At 67.4% G+C, this 23,734-nt stretch carries 21 protein-coding genes; 14 read left to right on the forward strand and 7 right to left on the reverse strand.

The window, feature by feature from the left end:
- Nucleotides 1–25 precede the first annotated feature (25 nt).
- From ACYVN4_RS04525 to ACYVN4_RS04550, 6 genes are all read left to right on the forward strand, one after another.
- Nucleotides 26–1,282 (forward strand): glycosyltransferase 87 family protein, encoded by a 1,257-nt coding sequence (locus ACYVN4_RS04525; protein WP_460717935.1) that lies wholly within the window; start codon nucleotides 26–28, stop codon nucleotides 1,280–1,282.
- A gap of 25 nt (nucleotides 1,283–1,307) precedes the next feature.
- Nucleotides 1,308–2,087, forward strand: coding sequence for a helix-turn-helix domain-containing protein (locus ACYVN4_RS04530; RefSeq protein WP_460717936.1), 780 nt, complete (start codon nucleotides 1,308–1,310; stop codon nucleotides 2,085–2,087).
- 486 nt (nucleotides 2,088–2,573) lie between these two features.
- Nucleotides 2,574–2,924, forward strand: coding sequence for a nitroreductase/quinone reductase family protein (locus ACYVN4_RS04535; protein WP_460717937.1), 351 nt, complete (start codon nucleotides 2,574–2,576; stop codon nucleotides 2,922–2,924).
- Nucleotides 2,925–2,972: 48 nt separating this feature from the next.
- A complete protein-coding gene (locus ACYVN4_RS04540; RefSeq protein ID WP_460717938.1) occupies nucleotides 2,973–4,604 on the forward strand; it encodes an FUSC family protein in 1,632 nt (543 codons plus the stop codon).
- Between the two features lie 4 nt (nucleotides 4,605–4,608).
- Nucleotides 4,609–5,148, forward strand: coding sequence for an LOG family protein (locus tag ACYVN4_RS04545; protein WP_460717939.1), 540 nt, complete (start codon nucleotides 4,609–4,611; stop codon nucleotides 5,146–5,148).
- A 142-nt stretch (nucleotides 5,149–5,290) separates the two neighbouring features.
- Complete coding sequence (locus tag ACYVN4_RS04550) at nucleotides 5,291–5,632, forward strand: hypothetical protein (RefSeq protein WP_460717940.1); 342 nt, start codon at nucleotides 5,291–5,293, stop codon at nucleotides 5,630–5,632.
- On the opposite strand, the gene ACYVN4_RS04555 is transcribed toward ACYVN4_RS04550, so the two are convergent.
- Nucleotides 5,608–6,303, reverse strand: coding sequence for a hypothetical protein (locus tag ACYVN4_RS04555; RefSeq protein ID WP_460717941.1), 696 nt, complete (start codon nucleotides 6,301–6,303; stop codon nucleotides 5,608–5,610). The two genes, ACYVN4_RS04550 and ACYVN4_RS04555, sit on opposite strands and share 25 nt — an antisense overlap.
- Before the next feature lie 129 nt (nucleotides 6,304–6,432).
- Between ACYVN4_RS04555 and ACYVN4_RS04560 the strand changes: the two genes are divergently transcribed.
- The 5 genes from ACYVN4_RS04560 to ACYVN4_RS04580 all read left to right on the forward strand — a co-directional run bounded on the left by ACYVN4_RS04560 (nucleotide 6,433) and on the right by ACYVN4_RS04580 (nucleotide 10,410).
- Entirely contained in the window at nucleotides 6,433–7,218 is a 786-nt protein-coding gene (locus tag ACYVN4_RS04560) for an MBL fold metallo-hydrolase (RefSeq protein ID WP_460717942.1), read from the forward strand.
- Nucleotides 7,219–7,257: 39 nt separating this feature from the next.
- Entirely contained in the window at nucleotides 7,258–7,638 is a 381-nt protein-coding gene (locus tag ACYVN4_RS04565) for a cyclophilin-like fold protein (protein ID WP_460717943.1), read from the forward strand.
- A 163-nt stretch (nucleotides 7,639–7,801) separates the two neighbouring features.
- Complete coding sequence (locus tag ACYVN4_RS04570; protein ID WP_460717944.1) at nucleotides 7,802–8,911, forward strand: alpha/beta hydrolase; 1,110 nt, start codon at nucleotides 7,802–7,804, stop codon at nucleotides 8,909–8,911.
- 135 nt (nucleotides 8,912–9,046) lie between these two features.
- Nucleotides 9,047–9,718 (forward strand): alpha/beta fold hydrolase, encoded by a 672-nt coding sequence (locus ACYVN4_RS04575; RefSeq protein ID WP_460717945.1) that lies wholly within the window; start codon nucleotides 9,047–9,049, stop codon nucleotides 9,716–9,718.
- An 80-nt stretch (nucleotides 9,719–9,798) separates the two neighbouring features.
- Nucleotides 9,799–10,410: a ferredoxin gene (locus ACYVN4_RS04580; protein WP_460717946.1), complete on the forward strand. Its 612-nt coding sequence runs from the start codon at nucleotides 9,799–9,801 to the stop codon at nucleotides 10,408–10,410.
- 55 nt (nucleotides 10,411–10,465) lie between these two features.
- Here ACYVN4_RS04580 and ppgK read toward each other — a convergent pair whose 3' ends face one another.
- Both ppgK and ACYVN4_RS04590 read right to left on the reverse strand, forming a co-directional pair.
- Nucleotides 10,466–11,197, reverse strand: a complete 732-nt coding sequence (gene ppgK / locus ACYVN4_RS04585) for a polyphosphate--glucose phosphotransferase (RefSeq protein WP_460717947.1) — start codon at nucleotides 11,195–11,197, stop codon at nucleotides 10,466–10,468.
- 507 nt (nucleotides 11,198–11,704) lie between these two features.
- The gene (locus tag ACYVN4_RS04590; protein WP_460717949.1) at nucleotides 11,705–12,226 is read right to left on the reverse strand and encodes a winged helix-turn-helix transcriptional regulator; all 522 of its coding nucleotides are present in this window, start codon (nucleotides 12,224–12,226) and stop codon (nucleotides 11,705–11,707) included.
- A gap of 57 nt (nucleotides 12,227–12,283) precedes the next feature.
- Between ACYVN4_RS04590 and ACYVN4_RS04595 the strand changes: the two genes are divergently transcribed.
- Nucleotides 12,284–12,928 carry a dihydrofolate reductase family protein gene (locus ACYVN4_RS04595; protein ID WP_460717950.1) on the forward strand — a complete coding sequence of 215 codons (645 nt, stop codon included), beginning with the start codon at nucleotides 12,284–12,286 and terminating at the stop codon, nucleotides 12,926–12,928.
- Here the strand turns inward: ACYVN4_RS04595 and ACYVN4_RS04600 are convergent, their stop codons facing one another.
- Nucleotides 12,929–13,693: a COG4705 family protein gene (locus tag ACYVN4_RS04600; RefSeq protein ID WP_460717951.1), complete on the reverse strand. Its 765-nt coding sequence runs from the start codon at nucleotides 13,691–13,693 to the stop codon at nucleotides 12,929–12,931. It lies immediately after the preceding gene.
- A 151-nt stretch (nucleotides 13,694–13,844) separates the two neighbouring features.
- Here ACYVN4_RS04600 and ACYVN4_RS04605 point away from each other — a divergent pair, with 151 nt between their 5' ends.
- The gene (locus ACYVN4_RS04605; RefSeq protein ID WP_460717952.1) at nucleotides 13,845–15,239 is read left to right on the forward strand and encodes a glycoside hydrolase family 27 protein; all 1,395 of its coding nucleotides are present in this window, start codon (nucleotides 13,845–13,847) and stop codon (nucleotides 15,237–15,239) included.
- 4 nt (nucleotides 15,240–15,243) lie between these two features.
- On the opposite strand, the gene ACYVN4_RS04610 is transcribed toward ACYVN4_RS04605, so the two are convergent.
- Nucleotides 15,244–17,370, reverse strand: coding sequence for an ArnT family glycosyltransferase (locus ACYVN4_RS04610; RefSeq protein WP_460717953.1), 2,127 nt, complete (start codon nucleotides 17,368–17,370; stop codon nucleotides 15,244–15,246).
- A 100-nt stretch (nucleotides 17,371–17,470) separates the two neighbouring features.
- Complete coding sequence (locus ACYVN4_RS04615; RefSeq protein WP_460717954.1) at nucleotides 17,471–21,076, reverse strand: arabinosyltransferase domain-containing protein; 3,606 nt, start codon at nucleotides 21,074–21,076, stop codon at nucleotides 17,471–17,473.
- Nucleotides 21,077–21,257: 181 nt separating this feature from the next.
- Between ACYVN4_RS04615 and ACYVN4_RS04620 the strand changes: the two genes are divergently transcribed.
- Nucleotides 21,258–22,751: an MFS transporter gene (locus ACYVN4_RS04620; RefSeq protein ID WP_460717955.1), complete on the forward strand. Its 1,494-nt coding sequence runs from the start codon at nucleotides 21,258–21,260 to the stop codon at nucleotides 22,749–22,751.
- Here ACYVN4_RS04620 and ACYVN4_RS04625 read toward each other — a convergent pair.
- Nucleotides 22,720–23,733, reverse strand: coding sequence for an alpha/beta hydrolase (locus tag ACYVN4_RS04625; RefSeq protein ID WP_460717956.1), 1,014 nt, complete (start codon nucleotides 23,731–23,733; stop codon nucleotides 22,720–22,722). The two genes, ACYVN4_RS04620 and ACYVN4_RS04625, sit on opposite strands and share 32 nt — an antisense overlap.
- Between the last annotated feature and the right edge of the window lies 1 nt (nucleotide 23,734).

Below are 23,734 nucleotides of genomic sequence, written 5' to 3' on the forward strand. Positions count from 1 at the left end.
CCGCGTTTCACTAGGCTGACCAGTCGTGTCCGATTCCTCCCCAACGACGGTTTCGCGGTTCGGTGCAACGGTTTTCGTGCTCGCGCTCAGCGCCGCCACGGCGTTGACGCTGCTGTTCACCACCGTCGACCCCAGGCTCGAGAAGGCCGGAATCCTCGCGGGTGGGCTGGACGTGCACATCTACCGCGAGGGTGCTTGGCGGCTGCTGCACGGCCACTCGCTCTACGCCGAGGAGACCGTCGGCGGGCTGCTCTACACCTACACGCCGTTCTCCGCGATCGTCTTCATGCCGGGCCTGGCCGTGCCCGCCGCCTGGATCACGGATGCCTTCCTGCTGGTGAATGTCGTGGTGCTGTATGCCTGCGTGCTGCTGTGCTGGCGCATGCTCGGCTACCGGATCACCCCGCGCATCGCGGGTATCGCTGCGCTGCTGGCCATTACCTGTCTGTTCCTCGAGCCGGTGCGCACCACCCTGTTCTACGGGCAGATCAACCTGGTGCTGATGCTGTTGGTGCTCTGGGATTTCGCGCGGCCGGACGACTCGCGGGCACGGGGCATCGGCGTCGGGCTGGCCGCCGGAGTGAAACTCGTCCCGGCGTTCTTCATCGTGCAGTACCTGGCGCTGCGCCAGTGGCGGGCGGCCGCGACGGCGACCGCCGCATTAGCGGCCACGATCGCACTGGCGTGGATCGTCTCGCCCGGTGAATCCCGGCAGTACTGGTTCTCGACCTTCTTCCACGCCGACCGCATCGCACCCGAGACCGACCCGGCCAACCAATCGATCCGCGGTGTCCTCGCGCACCTGAGCGGGGGCTCGTCTCCGGTCTGGCTGTGGCTGATCCTCGCCGGAGCCGTCGCGATCGCGGGCCTGTGGCTCAGCGTCGCGCTGTACCGGCAGGACGAGCGTTTGCTGTCGGTGACGCTGGCCGGCATGACGGCGTGCGCGATATCACCGTTCTCCTGGGGGCATCACTGGGTGTGGTTCGTGCCACTGCTGGTTCACCTGGTACATCGAGCGCAGACCCGGCCGGGCTGGTGGATCGCGGCCGCGGCGCTGTTCGTCTCGGCCGGGGCGTGGACCTACCAGTGGACCCCGGACTTCGCGTCCGTGGGTGTCTTCGTCCTCCCCAAACCGTGGCACAGCGAGCCGATTCTCGAGAACGCCCACGTTCTGGTGTTCGCCTTCGCCGCGCTCTACGCCATGTGGACGATCCGGACTGTGGACCGGCGACCAGCTTACACCGCCCCGAGTATTAGGCTGCTGGACGGTAGCTGTACATAGGTGTCGGAGGGTTTGGTGAGATGCGGTGTCTTCGGACGAGCTGAAACTCCCCCTGCCGTCACTCGCGGATTACATCCACTTCCATCGCAAGCGGCTCGGCCTGACCCGGGAAGCCTTGGGACAGCGTGCCTTCCTCTCGGCGCGGACCATTCAGAAGCTCGAACGCGGTGAGCAGCACGGGCTCAGCGGACCCACCCAGGAAGCGCTCGGGCGCGCGCTCGGGCTCGCCACCGCGGCCGAGTTCCGGCATCTCGACGACCTGACCCGCGTCCATCTGCCGCGGCCGCCCATGCCCGAGGTGGTGCGGACCGAGGTGACCGCGGCCGAGCGGGCCATGCTCGACGACCTGATGCCGAGCCCGGCCGCCTACTGCAATTGGCGCTGGGATGTGATTGCCGCCAATGACGCCTACGAGCGGCTGTTTCCAGGTCGGGTCGGGTCGGGAAACGTGATGTTCTGGCTCTTCGGCCCGGTCGGGCGGCGGGTCATGGCGACCTGGCGCGACGAGGTCCCGAACGATGTCGCGCGCATGCGTGGCATCTGCGCACACCTGGGCAATCCGCCGGCCGCCACCGAGGTGCTGAGCGTCCTTCAGGACGATCCCGACTTCACCCGCCTGTGGCTCACCCGCAGCGTCGGTTTCGACCGCGGCGTCGAGGAGCCGCAGCACGTCCACACCGATGCGGGTCCGGTCAGTGTGACCATGCAGTTGCAGTCCTTCCCGCCGGGGCGCGATTTCCTGCATCTGTGCATCGGCGTCGTGCGCCCGTACTCGGGTCCACCCCTGGGAACAGACCCTATTTAGGGTCACCGGGTCGGCTTGTCCCGGTAGCAACTTGTCCGCTTTACTCATTTTCGGCCGGTGCGTGGCACGGGACAGTCCGCTCCGGCCCGCGGATGTGTAGGTATTCCTTCGTAATTCGGCGCACCCCAGGCCCCACAAGGGCCCTCTTCGGCGTGCGCTTTGCATGGACCACACAGCTCGGCCCGGCGATGCCGTGGAGGGGACAGCATCGCCGGGACATCCGTCCAGTCTTCGGCAACGAATAGAGGATCAACACAGGTGTCGGCTCAGCGAAGCGAACCGACTAGTGGGTCACCAATATTCATTGTCACGAAGGAGGAAGACGCATGATCCCGCACTTCATCGGTCACCTCATTTGCGCCGTGAACGACCTTCTCGCGAGGCTGCTCGTCCCGTAGCAGCCCGTCCCCGGAGCGGTCCGCCGCTCCGGGGACGGATCGATACCTCGGCTATCGAGTGCTACCGTCCCCCTGACAAGGAGGGCACATGGCACTGAAAGATGTTGTGGCACAGGTGGTGGGCAAGCTCAACGCCGGTATCGTCGCGCTGATCGAGGCTCCGGTGATCGGCCCGCTCATGGGCCGGGGGTTCGTCGTCATCACCTACACCGGGCGGCGCTCGGGCAAGACCTTCAGCACCCCCGTCAACTACACGCGCCGCGGCGACGAGATCGTGATCGGTGTCGCCATGCCGGACAAGAAGAGCTGGTGGCGCAACTTCCAAGGCGAAGGCGCCCCGATCTCCCTGCGCCTGAACGGCATCGACCGCGCCGGGCGTGCGGTCACGCACCGCGACGGCTCCACCGTCACCGTCCGGGTCGAGCTCGACGCCGCCTGAGGCAGAGCCCGCGCCGACCTCGGCCGGGCCTTCGTGTTGTATGGGATGGTGACCGCCGAAACCGATTCGCTGGGAGAAAGCCCGCCGCCGGTTGTGCGCCGTCGGAACCTGCTGTTGCGGTTGGCCCCGGGTGGCTGGCGCTGGGATGCCGGGTTGCGCACGGCCCTGGCGTTCGCGTTGCCCGCCGGATTGCTGGTCGCGTGCGATCGCTCGAGTTGGGCCCTGTTCGCCTGCTTCGGCGCTTTCGCGGTCATGTATGGCGAGGGGCGCGCGTATCGGGTTCGGTGGCAGGTGATCTCGATCGCGGGGGCAGCCCTGCTGGCGTGTGTGGCGCTGGGGATCGCGGCGGGCGCGGGTCTACGCGACTTCGCCCCGGTCTGGGTGATCGAGGTTGTATTGCTGCCGGTCATCGCGATGGTCGGCGCGTATGTGATCGATGCCGCGCCGGGCGTGATGTTCTTCTTGGTGGCCTGTTCGGGTGCGCTGGCGGCGGCGCACGCCGGGATCGCGGCGGACGGCATCCTGATCGCGACGGCCCTCGGTGTCGTGGGCTCGCTCGTGGTGTCGATGGCGGGGTGGCTGATTGCCCCGGAGCGGCCCACGCGGATGGCGGTTGCGCTGGCCGTGCGCAGCATCGACGACTATGCCGCGGCGCGGGAACAGGGGACGGCGACCGCGCCGCAACGGCATCGCGCGGCGGAAGCCCTGTGGAATGCGTGGGCGACGGTGTACGACGCCGGACTTTCCGATCGGGCCGAGACCGCACCGCTGGTGTCGGAGCTGCTCGTTGCGCATCGACGGCTGGCCGCGGCGGCCCCGAGTTCCGATGCCGACCCGCAGGGAATCCCTTTGGCGCGACCCACGATCCGGTATCGGTTGCGGCGTTCGCTGAACTCGGACTCGCATGCCACCGCCACCGCGCTGCGCGTCGCCACAGCCGGTGTGGTGGCGGGCGTCGTCGCCGGGGCGACCGGTTCCCAGCATCCGCACTGGGCGATTCTGACCGCGCTGATCATCCTGCAGGCCGGGCCGGATCGGGTGCACGGCGGTGTGCGGGCGTTGCAGCGGCTGTTCGGCACCGCGCTCGGTCTCGGTATGTTCGCGGCCCTGATCCAGTTGCAGCCCAGCGGATTCGCGCTGGTCGCCGTGCTCGCGGTGCTGCAGTTCGGGGTGGAGTTGTTCATCACCCGCAATTACGCGCTGGCGGCGATCTTCTTCACCCCGGTCGCCCTGATCGCGGGTGGGGCCGGGCTGGGCGGGCAGGCGATCGGCGCGGTTATGCGGGATCGGCTGGTGGAGACCGCGATCGGTGTCGTGGTGGCCCTGCTGACGCTGCGCTACGTGTTGCCGCACGCGCATCGGCGCACGCTGGGTTGGACCGATCAGCGGGTGCGCGGCGGTGCGCTCGCACTGCTGACGTGCCTGCGCACCGAGCCGGTGGACACGACCCCGGCCATGGTGCTGCGCCGGGACCTGCAGTTCGATCTGATCGGGGCCATGCGCAGCGGAATGGACTCCGCCCACAACGATCCCGAGTGGGCCGAGCGAGTCTGGCCCGCCCACATCGATCTGCTGCATTCGGGCTATGACCTGCTCGCGCACTGCCGGACGATCGCGCCGGGCGCACAGTTGCCCGGGATCGATCGGTGGGAGCGCGCCTTCGACCGACCTCTAGGGTGACGACATGGACATCTGCGTGTTTCTCTCGGCCGCCGACCTCCACGAGCGGTACACCGGGCCCGCCCGGGAATTCGCGGAACTGATCGGCAAGGGCGGGCACACGCTGGTGTGGGGCGGCTCCGACGTCGGCCTGATGAAGGCCGTCGCCGACGGGGTCGCGGACAGCGGCGGGCGGCTGATCGGCGTCTCGGTGGAATTCCTGCGCGGCAAGGCGCGGGTACAGGCCGACGAGATGATCATCGCCGCCGACCTCGCCGAGCGGAAGGCCAAGCTGCTCGAACGCGCCGACGCGGTGGTGGTCATGGTCGGCGGCACCGGCACCCTCGACGAGGCCACCGAGATCCTCGAGATGAAAAAGCATGGGATGCACCGCAAACCGGTGGTGCTGCTCAACACCGCCGGGTTCTACGACGGCCTGCTCGCCCAATTCGAGCGCATGGAAGCCGAAGGCTTCCTGCCCATCCCGCTGGCCGACCTGGTCCACTTCGCCAACCAGCCCGCCGAGGTTATGGCCTACCTCGAGGCCGCGGTCCGCAACAGTTGATCGCGCGACCATGCCGGGAACGGCTGTCTTCGGGAGCTGATTCGCATTGCCGCCCGGTGGTGTCCGTGCCAGCCTGGATGGCAGCGGGAAAGCCGCCGAGACGCGCCGCCAGTGCGTCCGGCCGGTGCGCGAGGAGGCAGTCGTGACGGCATTGCGGGTCACCGTCGATTTCACCGATCCGGGGCGGCGCTGTCTGGGAGTCGGCTGGTCGGTCGACAGCGCGCGGGATCGGGTATTCGAGTCCGCGCGAATCTTCTTGGTGGCCTTGGACGCCCGCCCGCACCGTACTTATCTGGGCCTGGTCGACTGGCGGGACCGTACCTCGATCCAGTTGCCCGAGGCGCTGCCCGCGGGTTCTTACGCCATCGATGTCGACGCCTACGGCAGCGCCAGTTGGGGTGACGGCCGTCTGGATGCCCGGGGCCGCAGCGTGGCGTTCACTGTCGAATCAGACACCGGTCAGCGTGGCGCGTGCGGGAGTTGACGGGGAGCGACGAAGTCGACCGGTCCGAGTAGGTCGGCAACGTGGGAGATCTGCCCGGCATGCCAGGGGATCAGCCGAGGATCCTGGATCTTTCCCGAAACCTTTGTGTACATGAGCAATTCGTTGCCGTACAGACTCCACTGCGGCACGGTTCCGGCGATGTGCGCGGCCACCAGCGACGGGCTGACCATGGCCTTGGCGTGGGCGGGATCCGCCGCGTCGATGCGGAAGCGAGCGTCGAAGAGGACATTGCCGGTCGCGGTGGGCTTGTCGCCGAACAGCGCGCGCCCGAACATCGACACCAGTCCCCGCCCTCGCACGGCCAGCGGCGGGTGCGGCCGATCCAACTGGGCCACCGCGACGATGTAGTGATGCGTATCGGTCTGCGTGGAATCCCCGCTGTGCGAGGTGGTCTGGTACGCGTACTCCGACACGCTCACCCAGCGCCCGCCCATGTGCCCGGTCACGGTCACCCCGATCCCGTGCCGGTTGTGTCCCGGCACCCGGCCGGTCCAGGCCGCGGACGCACGTTCCTGGAAGTGCCACCCGCAGGCCGCGGCCCACTCTCGGATCCGGGTCTTGCGGGCCCGCTCGGCACGGATCGTGATGGGTATCAACACGATCATCAAGACGATCGGGGTCCCCAGTATCAAGCCGATCATGAGCAGCATGCGGCCAGCTTTCGGGAGCAACCTTCCGGTTTGCTTAACGGAAAGTTGGGGGCGCGGTGTAACCCGGGTGCTTAGCTGTAGGAAGGGGGCGACGGACAGTCTCCACGGGCTCGAAAGGGGCTCTCCTCCATGAAGGTTCATCATCTGAACTGTGGCACCATGCGGCCTCCCTACGGCATGATGGTCGATCACGTGCTGCTCATCGAAACCGAGAACGGCCTGGTGCTCGTCGATACCGGTTTCGGTCTGCTCGATATCGCCGATCCGGCGGCGCGGGTCGGTCCGCAGCGCCGCGTCAGCCGTCCCGCGCTCGATCCCGCCGAGACCGCGGTGCACCAGATCCGTGCGCTCGGCCTGGATCCCGGCGATGTGCGCCATGTGATCGCCACCCACCTGGACTCCGATCACATGGGCGGGCTGGCCGACTTCCCGCACGCCACACTGCATCTGACCGCCGATGAGGCGCAGGGTGCGATGCACGCGCCCACTCGTCGGGAGCGTTCTCGCTTCCGTCCGGTGCAGTGGGCGCACGATCCCAAGATCGTCGAGTACCGGCCGGAGGGGGAGCGCTGGCGTGGTTTCGTCGCCCAGGAGCTGACCGATATCAGCCCCGGCATCGTGCTGATTCCGACGCCCGGTCACACCCGCGGCCATACCGCCGTCGCCGTCGATGCCGGGCACCGCTGGGTGTTGCACTGTGGTGACGCGTTCCTGCATCCGGGCCGGGTCGACGGCAAGTCCCAGGTCCCGAGGGTGCAGGCGCTGGTGGAGAACGTGCTCGCCCATGACCGCGATCTGATGCGGGACAACCATGCCCGGCTGGCGCATCTCTACCAGTCGAGCGGGCCGGATCTGCTGATCGTCTGTGCGCACGACCCGGGGATGTTCGAGCATGCGGTGGCTACCGCCGGGTAGCCCTTCCCTTGGAATTCAACATATTGTTGAATATGGGTCATGACCAGCTCGACCCGGATCCGCATCACCTGGCCCGCCAACCAGTTGACCGCCACCCTCAGCGACACTCCCACCACGAAGGCCCTCCTCGCCGCCCTGCCCATCTCCTCGAGTGCGAGCACCTGGGGCGAGGAGGTCTACTTCGAGACCGGCGTGAGCGTGCCGCGCGAATCCGACGCCCGTCAGGTGGTGGATCCGGGCACCGTCGCCTTCTGGACCGACGGTGATTCGCTGGCCCTGCCCTACGGCCCCACCCCGATCTCGCATGGCGACGAATGCCGCCTGGCCAGCCCCTGCAATATCCTCGGCAGCTTCGACGGCGACCCGCGTCTGCTCGCCACCGTCCGTCCCGGTGACCCCATTCGCGTCGAACTGGCCTGACCTTGTGTGCCGTTAGCTGTCTGGGCCGCAACCCCATTCGATGAGACCCGCTGACCCCCACCCGTTATGCTGCACGGCGTACCGCCGCGCCGGGAACAGGGGAGCGGGGGAGATTCGAGGGGAAGCGGCCGCTGTGGCCGCACAACGGAAGGTAAAACAGGATATGCGGGGAGGATGGGTCAAGCGGGGCCTCGTCGGCGTCGCGGTGGCCGCCATGCTGCCGTTCGGGGTGGTAGCCGGTCCGGCTGCGGCGGATACGAATCCGAATGCGTTCGACTTCTACGTCGATTCCAGCATGGGTTCGGTGAAGACGCGCATCGTGCGCGCCGCGGACGGCAACACCGACCGGGTGGTGTATCTGCTCGATGGTGAACGCGCACAGAACGATTACAACGGCTGGGAAATCCACACCAGCATTCCGGCCGCGCTGGCCAAGTTCAATATCAACGTGGTGATGCCGGTCGGCGGCGAGTCCAGTTTCTACCAGGACTGGGATGCCCCCAGCAGCTTCGGCGGCAGCAACCCCGACGCCTCGCTGTTCCCGAGCCGCGATTCCGGTTCGGCGATCGCCGGCTGGGACGAGACCTCCGGGAAGTCCTACACCTACCAGTGGGAAACCTTCCTGACCCAGAACCTGCGCAACGCGCTGCGGGATCGCTTGGGCTTCAGTGACTCTCGCAACGGCATCTTCGGGTTGTCCAGCGGCGGCAGCGCGGCACTCCTGTTCGCGGCCTACCATCCCGAGCAGTTCGACTACGCGGGTTCGCTCTCGGGCTACCTCTACATGTCCGCGCCCGGCATGCGCGACGCGCTGCGGCTGGCCCTGCTCGCCGCGGGCGGTTACAACATCGATTCCATGGCAGCCGCGGGCAGCGCGAAGTGGAATCGCATGGACCCCTACGGTTTCACCGACAAGTTGATCGCCAACAACACCCGCCTCTACATCGCCGCTGGTAGCGCCGTCCCGGCCCAACAGGACCTGTCCTCGTCGGACGCGGTGATCCAGGGCATGCCACTCGAGGGCATTGCGCTGGCCAACACCAAGGCCTTCCAGTCGAAGCTCCAAACCACCGGCTACGACAACGTCACCTACGACTTCCCGAGCATCGGCGTCCACAACTGGGGCAACTGGGAACAGGTCGCCAACCGCATGCTCCCGGACATCGCCCAGCACATCGGCAAGCCCCTGCCCCCCGGCGCGCAGCCCGCACCGCCCGCCGACGGCCCCGACGGCGCCCAGCCGCCCGGCGGCGGACCCGCTCCGCAGAACTGACGATATTCAACGAAAGATCCGCCGCGGCCCTACTTTCCGGGCAGCGGCGGATCCTTTTCTTCAGTGACCTCAGACCCGGTCGGGGAGACGTCTTCGTCGGGAATTTATTGCCGACCAGGCAGATTCATCCCATGTATGACGGTATTTGTTCTTGTTCCTGGTGCGTTCCACGGGAGTTGGTGGTTCGAGCCACTGGCCCGGCAGTTGCGGGAACGTGGTCATGAAGCGTATCCGGTGACATTGACCGGGCTCGGAGACCGAGCGCATCTGTCCGGTGCCGGGGTGAATCTCGACACGCACATCGCAGACGTGGTGAACGTGCTCGAGCGCAACGACCTCACCGATGTCGTCCTGGTCGGCCACAGTTCGGGCGGCATGTCGGTCACCGGCGCGGCCGACGCTGTCTCCCAACGGATTCGAGCCCTCGTATATCTGGATGCCTTCGTGCCCCGCGACGGAGATTCGGTCTGGAGCCTGAGCCCGCAGGAATGGCGCGATCGCTACCTGGCCGATGTCGCTGCCGACGGGTACTCGATGCAACCTCCGGCCTTCCTCACCGAAAACCGCGTCACCCCACAGCCATTGGCATCCATGCTGCAGCAAATCCGCCTCACAGGAGCCGTCGACAAGATCCCCCACAAGCACTACCTCTACATGACCGAATACCCCGACACCCCGTTCACCCAGTTCCACGACCGCCTGCGCGCCGACCCATCATGGACAGTCCACACCCGCCCCTTCGGTCACAACGCGATGGCCGAAATGCCCGACGAGGTACTCGAACTCGTACTACTTGCCGCCGAGTAACCCCAGCCCCCGCGGTATCCCGAGGACGCGTTCTTCGTCCACCACGAACACTGAATGTCCGAGCGGATCCGATTTACGACGTGAAAGTCGAAGGCGGACATGTTCATCGGCCGCGTGCCGCGGTGATGGGGAATGCTGGTGCTGTGAGCGACATATGGCGCGGCTGGGATCCGATGACTGCGGTTCCGCCCGAGTTCGACGACTTCGCCTACTACGGGGACAAGTGGGAGGACAGGCATTGGATGAATGTGCCTGGTCCCTTCTATACGGGACAGACTGACACCTGTTGGACCGGAAGGCGGCACGCGCCGCGGAACGTCCTTTACGGCGGCGAGTACTACAACGAGTTCGTCTATCGTCAGCCGAGGTCGCAGGCCGAGGCCGAAGGTCTGTTGGCGGCAGCCGGCGATGACCCCTTCGCCGGCTATGCCTGTGATGGGGATTCGCGCTGGACACCTGCGGCCGTTCGCGCCTGGTGGAGCTGTCGTGACAAGCTCGAAGAGCACCTGGCCGAGCTGCTCGCCGAGTACACCAAGGAAGGCGCTGACCTTCAGAATGCCGATGCGGCAGAAGGTGTTCGGGAATTCCTCGCCTATCTGGCCGCCGACCTCGAAGACGATCTTCGCGCGTATGTGTTCAGATTGGAGAACGGTCGATACCCGCTCGCTGACGATCCCCTGCCGAACTTGTAGCAGATGGTTTCGGATGCGGACAGCGTGCGTTGACTCTATGGCGGGATTCCGAGGTTCAGGCGGCGGCCATGGCGGCGCCGACTATGCCGGCGTCGTTGCGGAGGGTGGCGGGGACGATTTCGGCTCGGATGTTTTTGATCAGGGGGAGGAATTTGTCGGCTTTTTTGCTGACTCCGCCGCCGATGATGATCAGGTCGGGGGATAGGAGGGCTTCCATGTGTTCGAGGTAGTCCTGGACTCGGCCTGCCCATTTGCCCCAGCTGAGGTCGTGGAGTTCGCGAGCTTGTTCGGAGGCACGCTTTTCGGCGTCGTCGCCGTGGATCTGGATGTGGCCGAATTCGGTGTTGGCCACCAGTTTTCCGTCGGTGAACAGGGCGCTGCCGATGCCGGTGCCGAAGGTCAGCAGGAGTACGGTTCCCGGGACGCCCTTGCCGGCGCCGAAAGCCATCTCGGCGATTCCGGCGGCGTCGGCGTCGTTCAGTATCTCGACCGGCCCGCCGGCCGCCTTGCCCAGCAGCTCCCGCGCGTTCGTGCCGATCCAGGCGGAGTCGAGGTTCGCGGCCGTGCGGGTCACGCCGCCCGCGACCACGCCGGGGAAGGTGACGCCGATCGGGCCGGACCAGCTGAATGCGGCGACCAACTGGTGGATGACCTCTGCCACCGCATCAGGCGCCGCCGGATGTGGAGTATCGATCCTTTGACGCTCCGCTTGGAGTGTCCCGGTAGCCAAGTCGACGGGGGCGGCTTTGATGCCCGTGCCGCCGATATCGATTCCGAGGGCGTCCATAGCGTCAGCGTAACTGCCCGCGCACCCTCCCGTACTGATCCCCGCGGCACGGGTTCGCAGCCGAGGCCCTATCCGATCAGATGGTCCAGTTGATCGGGTAGCCGATGATGATCAGGCGTTCGCAATGGCCGCCGATCGATTCCATTTCGCCGCGGGCCATCACGGCCATCCCATACCGCCATCCCCACCATCTGCCCCCCAACAGGCCAACCCACTCTCCCAAATGCCGAGTGGCACATGGCGGAGGCTGAGTCAGACTAAGACCTCCAGGATGTACCACTCGGCGACTAGAACTGTTGTGGTGCGGAACCGGGCGCTCGAAAGCAGCCCGACGGTATGGCCGGGATCGATGGCCGCCTGCATGAGCGGAACCAGGGGCAGGATATGGCCGTAGGTCGGAGTCGCACTGAAGAGCAGTTTCGCGGATATCACTTTCGTACGGTCACGAGCCGATCCTCGCTGCTGCGCACGCTACCGTTGATCTGCCAATCTGGTTCCCGCCCTTCATCATTCCCGCCGAACCGCGGCTTCGTAGGCGGCGGTCAATTCGGCGAGTACTCCATCGGTGGGTGCCGGTGCTCGGTCCAGGTGAATGGTGCGCAGTTCAGCCATGAATCGGCCCCAGAGTGGAGGGCCGCCGTCGGCGAGCAGTTCTGCTCGCACGGTCAGTTCGGGGGTGGTGTCCAGCCATCGCGCCCCCCAGGCGCCGAGCTGGGCCAGGACGGGGACGAGCTGGATCGCGGCCTCCGTGAGGTGGTACTCGACCTTCTGCCGGTGGCTCGGGTCGTCGTCGCGGGTGAGCAAGCCCGCGCCGACGAGCTTGGTCAGGCGCGCGGCCAGGATATTGGAGGCGATGCCCTCCATGGATCCGGCGAGTAGCTCGCGAAAATGAGTGAAGCCGCCGAACATGATGTCGCGCAGCACGATCAGGCTCCACCGGTCGCCGAGCAGTTCGACGGTCATGTTGATCGGACAGCCGGACTTGCCGCGTGGAACCGGCAGCTTGCCATCGACAACTGGTTGCACCATGCGATCAGTCTAGGTACGTTCGTAACTGATTGCAGGTTGCAACCAGAAGGAGTGTCGATGACGCAGATGGTGCGGGTTCACAACTTCAATATCTCCAGCGACGGGTACGGATCCGGATCGGAGCCCAGCCTCGACCGACCCTTCGGCGATGCGGACCACACCGCGCTGTTCGCGTGGTCGGGCGCTACCGCGCACGCGCCCACCCGCACCGAACCCGGTGGCACCTACGGTCTCGACGACTACTGCACTCGCGAATGGCATCGCAATATCGGCGCGGAAATCATGGGGCGCGGCAAGTTCGGGCCCCAGCGCGGGCCCTGGGAGAATCTCGACTGGCAGGGCTGGTGGGGAGCCGAACCACCGTTCCGGACACCGGTTTTCGTTCTGACCCACCACACCCGACCCTCGATCACGCTGGGGGAGACCACCTTCCACTTCCTCGACGCGTCACCGAAGGAAGCCTTGGCCCAGGCGCTCGAGGCTGCCGACGGACAGGACGTGCGCATCGGCGGCGGTGTCGCCACGATCCGCGAATTCCTCGACGCCGACCTCATCGACACCCTGCACATCGCGGTCGCCCCGGTCGAACTCGGCCACGGCGAACGACTCTGGACCAGCCCCGACGAGTTGACCGACCGCTTCCACCTCGAGCAGATCCCGAGCCCGAGCGGAGTGACGCACCACTTCTTCTGGCGCCGGTGATCAGGCGGGGGTGCGGCGGCGAGCCAGCAGGGTGATGAGGGCGAGCATGGGGAGGGTGGCGGCGAGGGTTACCCAGCCGGTGCCGAGTTTGAGGCCGTCGCTGCGGTCGGAGGCGAGCCAGTCGGTGATGGAGGCGCCGAGGGGGCGGGTGACCACGTAGGCGGCCCAGAAGGCGATTACCGGGTTGAGGCCGGCGTAGCGCCAGGCCAGGGCAGGGACGGCGATCGCGACCGCGAACAGGACGCAGGAGAGCAGGTAGCCGAGGTGTAGGGCGGCGGCGGTGAAGTCGCCGAGGACGGTGCCGAGGGCGAAGGTGACCATCACGGTGGTCCAGTAGAAGGCTTCGCGGCGGCGGGTGTTGATGGTGTGGACGTCGAGGGTGCCCTCGGAGCGGTACCAGAGGGCGAAGACACCGGCGAGCAGTGCCGCGAACACCGCGCTCGAGACGGCGAGGGGGATGCCGATCACGAAGTCGACGATGTCGGCGACCATGGTGCCGAAGATCGCGACCATCACCACGGCGGTCCAGTAGGTCCAGACCTGGTAGCGGGGGCTACGGAATTGGATCACGAGGGCGATGACGAAGGCTGCCAGCGCGCCGCCTACGGCGAGGGCCGGGTTCAGGTTCTTGACGAGGAAGTCGGAGAAGGTTTCGCCCATGCCGGTGGAGAGCACCTTGATCACCCAGAACAGGGCCGTGATCTGGGGAACCTTGGCGGGCAGCGAGCGCAGTGGCGAGTTGGTAAGTGCCGTAGGGTTTGTCACGCGACCACATTGCCTGTCGAGCGCTGAGAAAGCGCTGTGAAAGGAACCGGCGAGGGCAGCGGGGTCCTGCCAGGCTGGTCGTGGGGTGGACCGGGTTCAATGTGAGCCGATCTGGAAACAGGCTCACCGAAACCCGAAGGAGGCCCTCGGCATGCGATCGCGGGCGCTGTCGTATGGGCTGGTCATCGCCTTCGCGGTGGTGATCGGCGGCGTGGGATGCACCTCCCGCGACGATCCAGCGCCGGGCGGGGTGAGTGGGATGACCGCCGCGCCGGTGGGGTGGAACTCGTGGAACTCCGGAATCGCACTGACGGAGAACAATATTCACGAGGTCGTGGATGCGATGGTCAGCTCCGGTATGCGGGATGCGGGGTATCGGTATGTCGACCTCGATGCCGGGTGGGCCGCGCCGCAGCGGGATGCCGACGGGAAGTTGCGGGCGGATTCGGTGCGATTCCCGCACGGGATGGCCGCGCTCGCCGACTATGTGCATCAGCACGGGCTGCTGCTCGGGCTGTATTCGAGCCCGTACAACCAGACCTGCGGGCAGCTGCCGAGCAACGCGTCGGGCGGGCACGAGGCCGCGGACGCGCAGACCTTCGCGGCCTGGGGCGTCGACCTGCTGAAATACGATTGGTGCCGCAGCGACGCCGACCTGGGGGAGCAGGTGCGGATGTTCACCGCCATGCGGGATGCTTTGCGGCACACCGGGCATCGGATCGTGTACAGCATCAACCCGAACAGCTCCGCGAATCCCGGCGCGGGCGCAGGGTACGACTGGTCGACGGTGGCCGATATGAGCCGCACCTCGGGTGATCTGATTCCGTTGTGGCACAACGATCTGCTCGATCATCAGGGCGAGAATTCCAATGCCGGAATGTTTCTCGGCGTCACCGACCAATTGGCGGCCGCCGAACCGCTGTCCGGCCGGGTCCGCCCCGGCTATTGGAACGACCCCGACATGCTGGTCGTGGGCGTGCAATTGACCGATTTCATCGGCACCCACCTGGACGGATTCCCGGTCGACGTGCTGACCGGCACCCTCACCACGAGGCAGATCGTGCAGCTGGAATCCTCGATGGAGATCTCGCCCACCGTGATCGGGCAACTGCGTGAGCCCGGCCGCAACCTCACCCTCGACGAGCAACGCGCGCACTTCTCGCTGTGGTCCATGCTGGCCGCCCCGCTGCTGGCCGGGAACGACATCCGCGCCATGACCGAGGACACCCGCAAGATCCTCGCCAATGCCGATGTCATTGCGGTGGACCAGGATCCCGCCGTCGTGCAGGCCACCCGGCTCCCGGCCGATCCCCGCATCCTGCGTAAACCGCTGGCCGACGGCTCGGTGGCGATCGCCATGTTCAACTTCACCGACACCCCCGCGACCATCGAAACCAGCGCTGCCGCAGCGGGATTGCGGCAGGCATCGTGCTACACCGTCCGGGATCTGTGGGCGCACACCACGACAACGACCACGGGCAGCGTGACGGGCGCCGACCTTCCGGCCCACGGCGTGGCCATGGTGAAGGTGGCGCCCGTCTGCTGAATTGCTAGCCGGTGTACCCGGTCAGCTTGTACACCGTGGTGTTGCCGACCTGCTGAGGCTTGAAGGTCGCGGTCACCCAGTTGGTGATGTCGGAGTGCTGGTTGCGGCCGAAGCCACCACCCTGATTGCCGCCACCCTGGTTGCCGGGATCGCCCTGGCGGTTCGGCTGGTCGGCCGGGTTCTGCCCGCCGCCCTGCCGGTTGCGCTCGCCGCCCGCCGGGGTGTTAGCGCCCGGCTGCCCGTTGCCGCCGTTGGCATTTCCGTTGCCATTCCCGCCCCGGCCGTTGCTCTGCACGATGTAGTAGCCGATCTTGCCCGCCTTCACATCGGCCTGGAACTCGGCCAGCGTCGGCGTGGGATCGCTACCGGAGAACCCACCGATCGCCATCACCGCCTTGTCGGTCTGCAACTCCAGCCCCGCCGCCGCGGAGGACCCGTTGACCGCTGCCGCCCAGGTCGCGTCGGACCCCTGCAGCAGCGCCGCCAGCTGCGGATTGGGCTGGGACTCACCGAAACCGCCGCCGCCGCGACGATCCGAGGCCGCCGGTCCGACGGTCGGACCGCCACCGCTGTGCGGCGTCGCGATGGTGGCGAAGGAGTACGCGGCGGTGCCGCCCATGCTCGCGATCAGGCCGATCGCCAGCGCGGCCGTGGCCAGCCGCCGATTGGCCTGCGCCTGCGGCAGCAGGATCAGCGCGCACGCCACCACCGTCAAAGCCAGGATCGCCCAGCGCAATTCGGGGAACCATCCGCTGTTGCGGTGCAGCAGAACGAAACTCCACACCCCGGCGGCCGCCACCAGCCCGGCCAGCCCGCCACGACCGAGCCAGCTGTCGCGCTTGGTCCACATCTCGTGGACGCCGAGCGCGAACATGCCCGCCACGGCAGGAGCGATCGAGAGGCAGTAGTACGGGTGCACGGTGCCGCTCATGTAGCTGAGCACGCCGCCGTCGATGATGATCCACAGCCCGAACAGAATCGCGCCCGCCCGCACCAGATCGGTGCGCGGCGCCCGGCCGCGGGAGACCAGCACCAGCACCAGCGCCAGCAATGCGGCCGGAAGCAGCCAGGCGATCTCGAAGCCGAATTCACCGGTGAACAGTCGTTCCACGCCGCGCACCTGGCCGCCGCCGAAGCCACCGAAGCCCCCGCGTCCACCCGGACCGTTCTGTGCGGCATCCGCCGCGGCGGTCGGATCGGGAACAGCGGTCGGGGTGGGCACCGCGCTCGGGTCGGGAGGCGTGCCGCCCCCGCCGCGGTGGTTGCGTCCGAGCACCCGCGCGAAGCCGTTGTAGCCCAACACCAGATTCATGAAGTTGTTGTCGGTCGACCCGGCCAGATACGGGTGGCTCGACGCGGGCCACAGCAACGTGACCAGCACATACCACCCGCTGGATGCCAGCAGCGCGACGAGCGCCCCGACCAGTTGCAGCAGCCGGGTGCGAATCGGATTCGGCGCGGCGACCAGGTAGACCACCCCGAGCGCGGGCAGCACCATCAGCCCCTCGAGCATCTTGGCCAGGAACGCGAACCCCAGCGCCACCCCGGCCAGCAGAATCCACTTGGTCGAGGCCCGCTCCAGCGCGCGGACGGTGGCGTAGGCGCCGGCCATCATGAGCAGCACCATGACCGCGTCCGGATTGTTGAACCGGAACATCAACGCCGCCACCGGCGTCAACGCCAGCGCGGCCCCGGCGAACAACCCGGTGTAGTGGCTGCCGGTCACCCGCCGCACCGCGCCGTAGAGCAGCCCGACCGCGGCCACCGCCATCAGCGCCTGCGGCACCAACATGCTGGCACTCGAGAAGCCGAAGATCTGCCCGGACAGCCCCATCACCCACTGCGACACCGGCGGCTTGTCGACGGTGATGAAGTTCGCCGGATCCAGCGACCCGAACAGCAGGGCTTCCCAGTTCTTCGACCCGGCCCAGGCGGCCCCGGCGTAGAACTGATTGCCCATGCCGTTGATGGTGATGTTCCACAGGTACATCACGGCCGTCGCGATTAGGAGCGCGGCCAGACCGGCCCGTTCGACGGTCTTGCCGTCGAAGCGTCCGGTCGTCGGTGCGGCCGCGGGAGGCGGCGGAACCACGGGCGGGTTGTCCTGGAGTGATGCGGTCACGCTGACCATTCAGCGCCCCGGAGTCCAGACAACCCTGTGAGCCCGCAGGGAGATTCCTGAGCCTCGCCGCCTCCGCAGGTCAGGGCTGTGTCAGCAGGTCAGGACGGTGTCAATGAGTCTGGGTGGGGTCCGGGGCGGCCATGATCGGGGAGTCGTTCACCCAGCCCCAGCGGTCCTCCACCCTTACGTCGACTGTGGCGGCGGGCGCGTCGACATAGGGAGTGAGGCGCTGCAGTTCGCCCCAATCACGGGTCCAATCGTGGTCGAGGTAGGCGGGGACGGGCTGCGATTTCAGCAGCAGATTGCTCCAGCCAACCGGACCGCCGCCCGCGTCACCCTCCCAGCTTTCGGAGACCTGGGAGTTGAGCTTGTCGGGCAGGATGCGCCAGACCGGGAGCTGGGCGACACCGTCGCGGTGGTCGAGCGGGTGCTGGCAGGGGAAGGCCAGGCCGACATGGAAATCGGTCAGGACCGGATCGTCGTGGCCGACCTTCGCATCGAGGGTGACCAGGTGCGGCAGGCGAGGCGGGGTGAGGGCCAGCCACTGTTTGCCGGTGGGGTCGTCGGTCTTGGCGACCAGGCGAATCGCATTGGTGCCGGAAGGAATTCGGTCCAGAGCGATCGGCAGATTGCGCCAACCGGGCGCGCCGCCGACATTCGGCGGGGCCAGGTCGCCGAGGGCCTTGACCGAACCGTCGTCGGCGCGGTGGGCGAATTCCACCCGCAGTTGTGCGCCTTCGATCGTGTGGCCCTGATCCTCGCCCGCGATGCGTCCAGCGACGGTCAAGATCAGCACGTGATAGCTGGAATCCTGCCGTGCCGCAGCCACATCCATGCGATACCACTGCGTGGTCAGGTGCGCGGGTTGCGGCTGCCCGGTGCTGTAGCTGCCCAGAATCGGCGTGCGCTTGGGATCCAGGCCGTAGGGGAGGGCGATGGTGCTCCCGTTGATCCCGGCCTCGGCCTTGGGTTTGTCGGCAGGGCCGCCACCGGGCGGGGGTGTGGACGGCTTGGGGCCGCCCCCACTACCACCGGGTCCTTCGGGCGCGAGATCGCCGACGCCATTGGCGGTGAAGCCGCTGTCGTCGGCGGCGAGCCCGTCGGCGGCGGCACCGGTGTAGGGCGAGAGGAGCGAGTCCTCGGGCTTGTCCTCCACCAGCACGTCATCCGCCAGCGCGCACGGATGTCCTTGCAGGGCACGCAGATTCGACAGCGCCACCGAGTACGCCGGGTACTGCGACCAGGCTGCCGACGCCATCGTGCCGATCTCGAACAGCACCAGTACCGCGGCGGCCACGGTGAGCGGCCGGATAGCGATCCGGTCGAAAGGCCCCGTGGTGGATGTCTTTTCCCGATAGGGCTCGCGGTAGTACTGCCAGGCTGCGACCAGCAGGCACAGCACACCCAACCCGAAGATCAGGGAGGCGACGCTGGTCCCGCCGATCAGCGGCGCGCGATCGGGCCAGCGCACCCCGTAGCCGGACACGTACCACCAGCCGTTGGAGCCGGTGAAGCAGAACGCCACCAGCAGCAGCACCGCCGCCGCGAACAGCGAACGCAGATACCGCACCCGAATGCCGTTGCCGCCCACCGCGACCGCGGTCACCGCCGCCAGCGCGGCGGCCAATCCGGCGTAGACACCGAAGTGATGGGTCCACTTGGTCGGCGTGAATGCCATCAGCAGCAACGACATCACCGCGATGCCGAGCACCCGGGCCACCGGTCCGCGCGCGGTATCCGGAATCCGGCCGCCCTTGCGCAGCACCACCGCGAAACACACGGCCAGGCAGAGCAGCATGGCGAGCACGCCGAAGCGCCGCGACAGCGAACCGTCCGGCGTCAGCGACAGCAGCGAGATCCACCGGGTGGGTTCGTCCGGCCAGGACAGGTTGGGGCCGACCAGCTTTCGCACCCGGGTGGCCTCGAGCACGGAAGCGAAGGTCTGATCCGCGAACACGACGGTCAGCACCAGCGTGCCCGCCGTGAGCACCGGCGCGATTCGTGCGAGCGTTCCGAGTACCCGATCGGATTCGGTCCGGACCTGGGTGACCAGAATCGCCAGTACCCGGCGGGAACCGGCGAAAAGCGCTGCCAGGCAGATCAATCCGGACGGACCGGCGGCCAGCGAGAATGCCGCGATCAGCACCGCGACGGCCGCGGGCAACAGGCGGCGGGTAGCGATCGCGCGCTCGATCGAGCACCAGGTCAGCAGCGCACCCAGCGCGATGAAGGGCTCCGGACGCAGACCGTTGTTGTAGGGCAGCCACATGGCCAGGAACACCAGCGCCGCCGTCCAGCGGGCACCGGCCCCGGACCGGACGCGGGAACCCAGGCGCGGCAACACTTCCCGGCTGATCACCCACCAGCACAGGATCGCGGCCAGCAGCGCGGGGGCACGCATCCACAGGCTGGCGTCCGAGAGTCGCGTCATCTGCGCGAGTACCTCGTACGGCCAGCCGAAGGGTGCCTCCGCGACCCCGTACCAGCGGTAGTAGTTGGCGGTGTACCCGGCGAACTTGGACACCCGCGCCATGGTGAGGATGTAGCCGTCGTCGGAGGTGTTGGCCCCGATCACATGCCACACACCGAGCGCGAGCAGCACCACCGCGTCGGTGAGCGTGAGCCGCCACCAGCGCGCGGGCAGGAACCGGCGGCGACGACGGCCGTCGGCGGCATCGATGAAGTACAGGCAGACCAGCGCGATGAGCGTGCACAGCGCCGCGCCCACCATGGCGGCCAGCTTCAGTGCGCTCGGACTTGATGAGAAGCGCGAATCGATGTCGGCATGCAGTTGGGAATCACTGAGCCGGGTCCGGTCGAGATCGGTGTACACGCCGACGATCTGCGGGCGCACATCCTTGTCGACGGTGGTCCGCATCGGGGTGCCGTCGGGGCGGTTGAGGCCGGTCAGCTCGGCGGTGGTGGCAGTGGCCGTTGAATGCACCACGAGCGCACTGCAACCCGCGTGCTGCGCGGTGTTCGGGGTCGGCACGGCCCCCGCGCCCGGTCCGCCCGGTGCCACGGCCCCGAGGTCGGTGCTACTCGCCGGAGGTGCGGGCGCGTCGGCGGGCGGCGTGCTGCCCGGCGGCGGCGTCGAACCCGGAGGAGGTGTCGAACCGGGCGGCGGAGTCGCGCCAGGAGGGGGTGTCGAACCGGGAGGAGGCGTAGCGCCCGGTGGAGGTGTCGAACCAGGCGGGGGCGTCGCGCCCGGTGGAGGTGTAGCTCCCGCAGCCGGATTCGCGCCCGGCGTCGGTGTCGGCGTCGCGCTCGGTGTCGGGGTGGTGGTGGCCGCCGGCGTGGTGACCGCCGGATCGGATGCCGTTCCCACCCCGGTCATTTCGAACACCGACGCAGTCAGCAGCGGAATCCCGCGCACCAGCACCGACAGCGTCCGCCCGCTCCCCGGCTTGTCCTCGATGCGCGCGATCAGCCCCTTGGTGTCCCCACCCTGCGCCTGCGCGGGAACCGTGGCCAGCACGGTCCCGCTCGGCACGTCCTGCAGCACCACGCACGGCACCCGCACATCCACCGACAGCGGCACATAGTCCACCAGCGGCGCGGTCACCTGCACCGCCTGCGACTGCGGCCAATCGATACTCGCCCGATCCTGCCGAACCGGCAGCACCGGCGTGAGCACCGCCAGCACGACACCGAGCACCCCCGCGATGAGGGCGATCAGTTTGATTTGGAAATTTCCCCCGGAAACTGAACGCACGAACGCCGATGCTAGCCATAGCCTCCCGGAAACACAGTGCCGAATATTCGGGCCGGTAGGTCCGATTCCGGGGGCGGCGGCTATCACAGCAGGTGAGCGCGGTGCTCTATCGTTTGTCCGGGCAGTCGATGGGTAAGGCAGAGGACACGGTACGACACGGGAATCGAACTCGGGAGTCGCTATGTCGCAGGTGCTCGGCGGGGAAACGGTGCGGACCCTGGTGCCCGCGCGGATCGATCGGCTGCCGTGGTCGAGATTTCACACCCGGCTGGTGGCCGCGCTGGGCGTGGCGTGGATTCTGGACGGTCTCGAGATCACGGTGGCCAGTGCGGTCGCCGACACCCTCACCAAAACCGAGACGCTGCATCTGTCCTCGGCCGCGGTCGGCCTGATCGCGACGGTGTACCTGGCCGGTGAGGTGGTCGGCGCGCTGGTGTTCGGCAATCTCTCCGACCGGCTGGGGCGACGCAAGCTGTTCCTCGTCACCCTCGGCATCTATCTGCTCGGAAGCGGGCTCACCGCCGCCACTCTGGGCAATGGCGCGGGCTGGGTGGCCTTCCTGTACCTGACCCGGTTCATCGCGGGCATGGGCATCGGCGGCGAGTACGCGGCCATCAATTCGGCCATCGACGAGCTGATTCCGGCACGCTACCGGGGCCGGGTGGATATCGCGGTGAACGGAACCTATTGGGCCGGAGCGATTATCGGCACGCTGGGCACCTACATTCTGCTCAACCACCTGAATCCGTCGCTGGGCTGGCGGCTGGGCTTCCTCATCGGCCCGGTGCTGGGCCTGGTGATCCTGCTGGTGCGCCGCCATCTTCCGGAGAGCCCGCGCTGGCAGATCATGCACGGGCGGTCCAGCGAGGCCGAGGAGTCGATCGAGGAGATCGAGCGCGAGGTCGCGGCGACCGGTGTGACCCTGCCGCCGGTGGACGAATCGAAAGCGCTGGAGATCAAACCCGCCGACCGCATCGGCTACCTGGCATTGACCCGAGTGTTGTTCCGCGAGTACCCCGATCGCGCGATCCTCGGCGCGAGCCTGATGATCAGCCAATCATTTCTGTACAACGCGATCTTCTTCACCTACACGCTGGTGCTCGGCAAATTCTACGGAGTGCCGTCGGAATCGACGCCGCTGTATCTGATCGCCTTCGCGGTCGGGAACCTGCTCGGACCGCTCACCATCGGGCACCTCTTCGACACCATCGGCCGCCGCCGCATGATCTCGGGCACCTACGTCCTTTCCGGTGTGCTGCTGGCGATTTCGGCGGTGCTGTTCTACGCGGGCGCGCTCAATGCCATCACCCAGACCGTGTGCTGGTGCATCATCTTCTTCTTCGCCTCGGCGGGCGCGAGTTCGGCGTACCTCACCGTCAGCGAGATCTTCCCGCTGGAGGTGCGGGCCAAGGCGATCGCCGTATTCTTCGCCATCGCACAGTGTTTCGGCGCACTGGGCCCGGTCGTCTACGGCGCACTCATCGGTGACGGCGAGCACCCGGTGCGCTTGTTCCTGGGCTACCTGCTCGGCGCGGCCGTCATGGTCGGCGGCGGACTGGTCGCCCACTACCTGGCGGTGGACGCGGAAGGTCGTGCGCTGGAAGACATCGCGCTGCCCCTCGCGGCCACCCGCCGCGACGATCTCAACCCACGACCGACTTCATCCAATCGATGACCGCGGCCTGATAATCGCGGGTATTGGGTGCCAGATTGACCGCGTGGCCGCTGCCGGGCAGCACGAAGGTTCGCAGCCGCGCGGACGGCGAGAAGTAGGTTTGTTCGGCCGCGTACAGGGTCGGGGTGTCGGCGCAGATGCCGAAATTCGTTCCGCAGGAAAGCCGGTCACGGCCGCCGTCCACGACCATGACCGGAACGTCGATCAGGCTGGACATGCCGGGCAGGGTGGACAGCAGGCCGTCGGGATATTCGGTGAGGGAGAAGGTCTCCTTGGTGGCCTCGTCGAGAGCGACCACCTGCGGATCGGGATCGATACCGTAGAAGTCGGCCGCGCGGCTGCCGGGGCGCGACACCAGATAGCTGGAATCGTAACCGCGCCCGGCGAATTCGGGATCATCGACGGCGGGGTAGTAGGTCGAGATCACACCGAGTACCTCCGGCGCGGCGAGGGTGTGCGAGTAGCCGGTGAGCAGGACACCATCGACATCGTGGTGGCCGGTGGCCTCCATGACGGACGTGCCGGAGGTCAGTGAGTGCCCGGCGGTGACAACCTTGGTGAACGGCGCATTGCCCGCGAGCCCGGCGCGCAGGGCCTGCACCATGCCGTGCAAGGCATCGGCGGTGGCGGTAGCCGTGAGAGAAAGACTGAACGGCCGGGTACTGGCGCCGTTGCCGAGTCGATCCGCGACCAGGGTCGCGTATCCCGCCCGGTTCATGGCCTGCCGGAAGTTGTACGTCTCCGGTTGATACGGGAAGTCCCAATAGACGTGGTTGTAGTTGGAACCCGGCATCAGGATCATCACCGCGTCGGTCGGTCGGTCGGGCAGGCACAGGGTCCCCGCGATGGTGCCTTGCGGCACCGGGAAACTCACGTCCTGGCAGCCGCCTGCCGCGGGCTGGTCGGCGTGGGCCGGATTCGGGGTCAGGGACAGTAGGGTCGCGGCCGCACCCGCGGCCAGCGCCCGTAATGAAGTGCGCATG

The sequence above is a fragment of the Nocardia heshunensis genome (assembly GCF_054782115.1).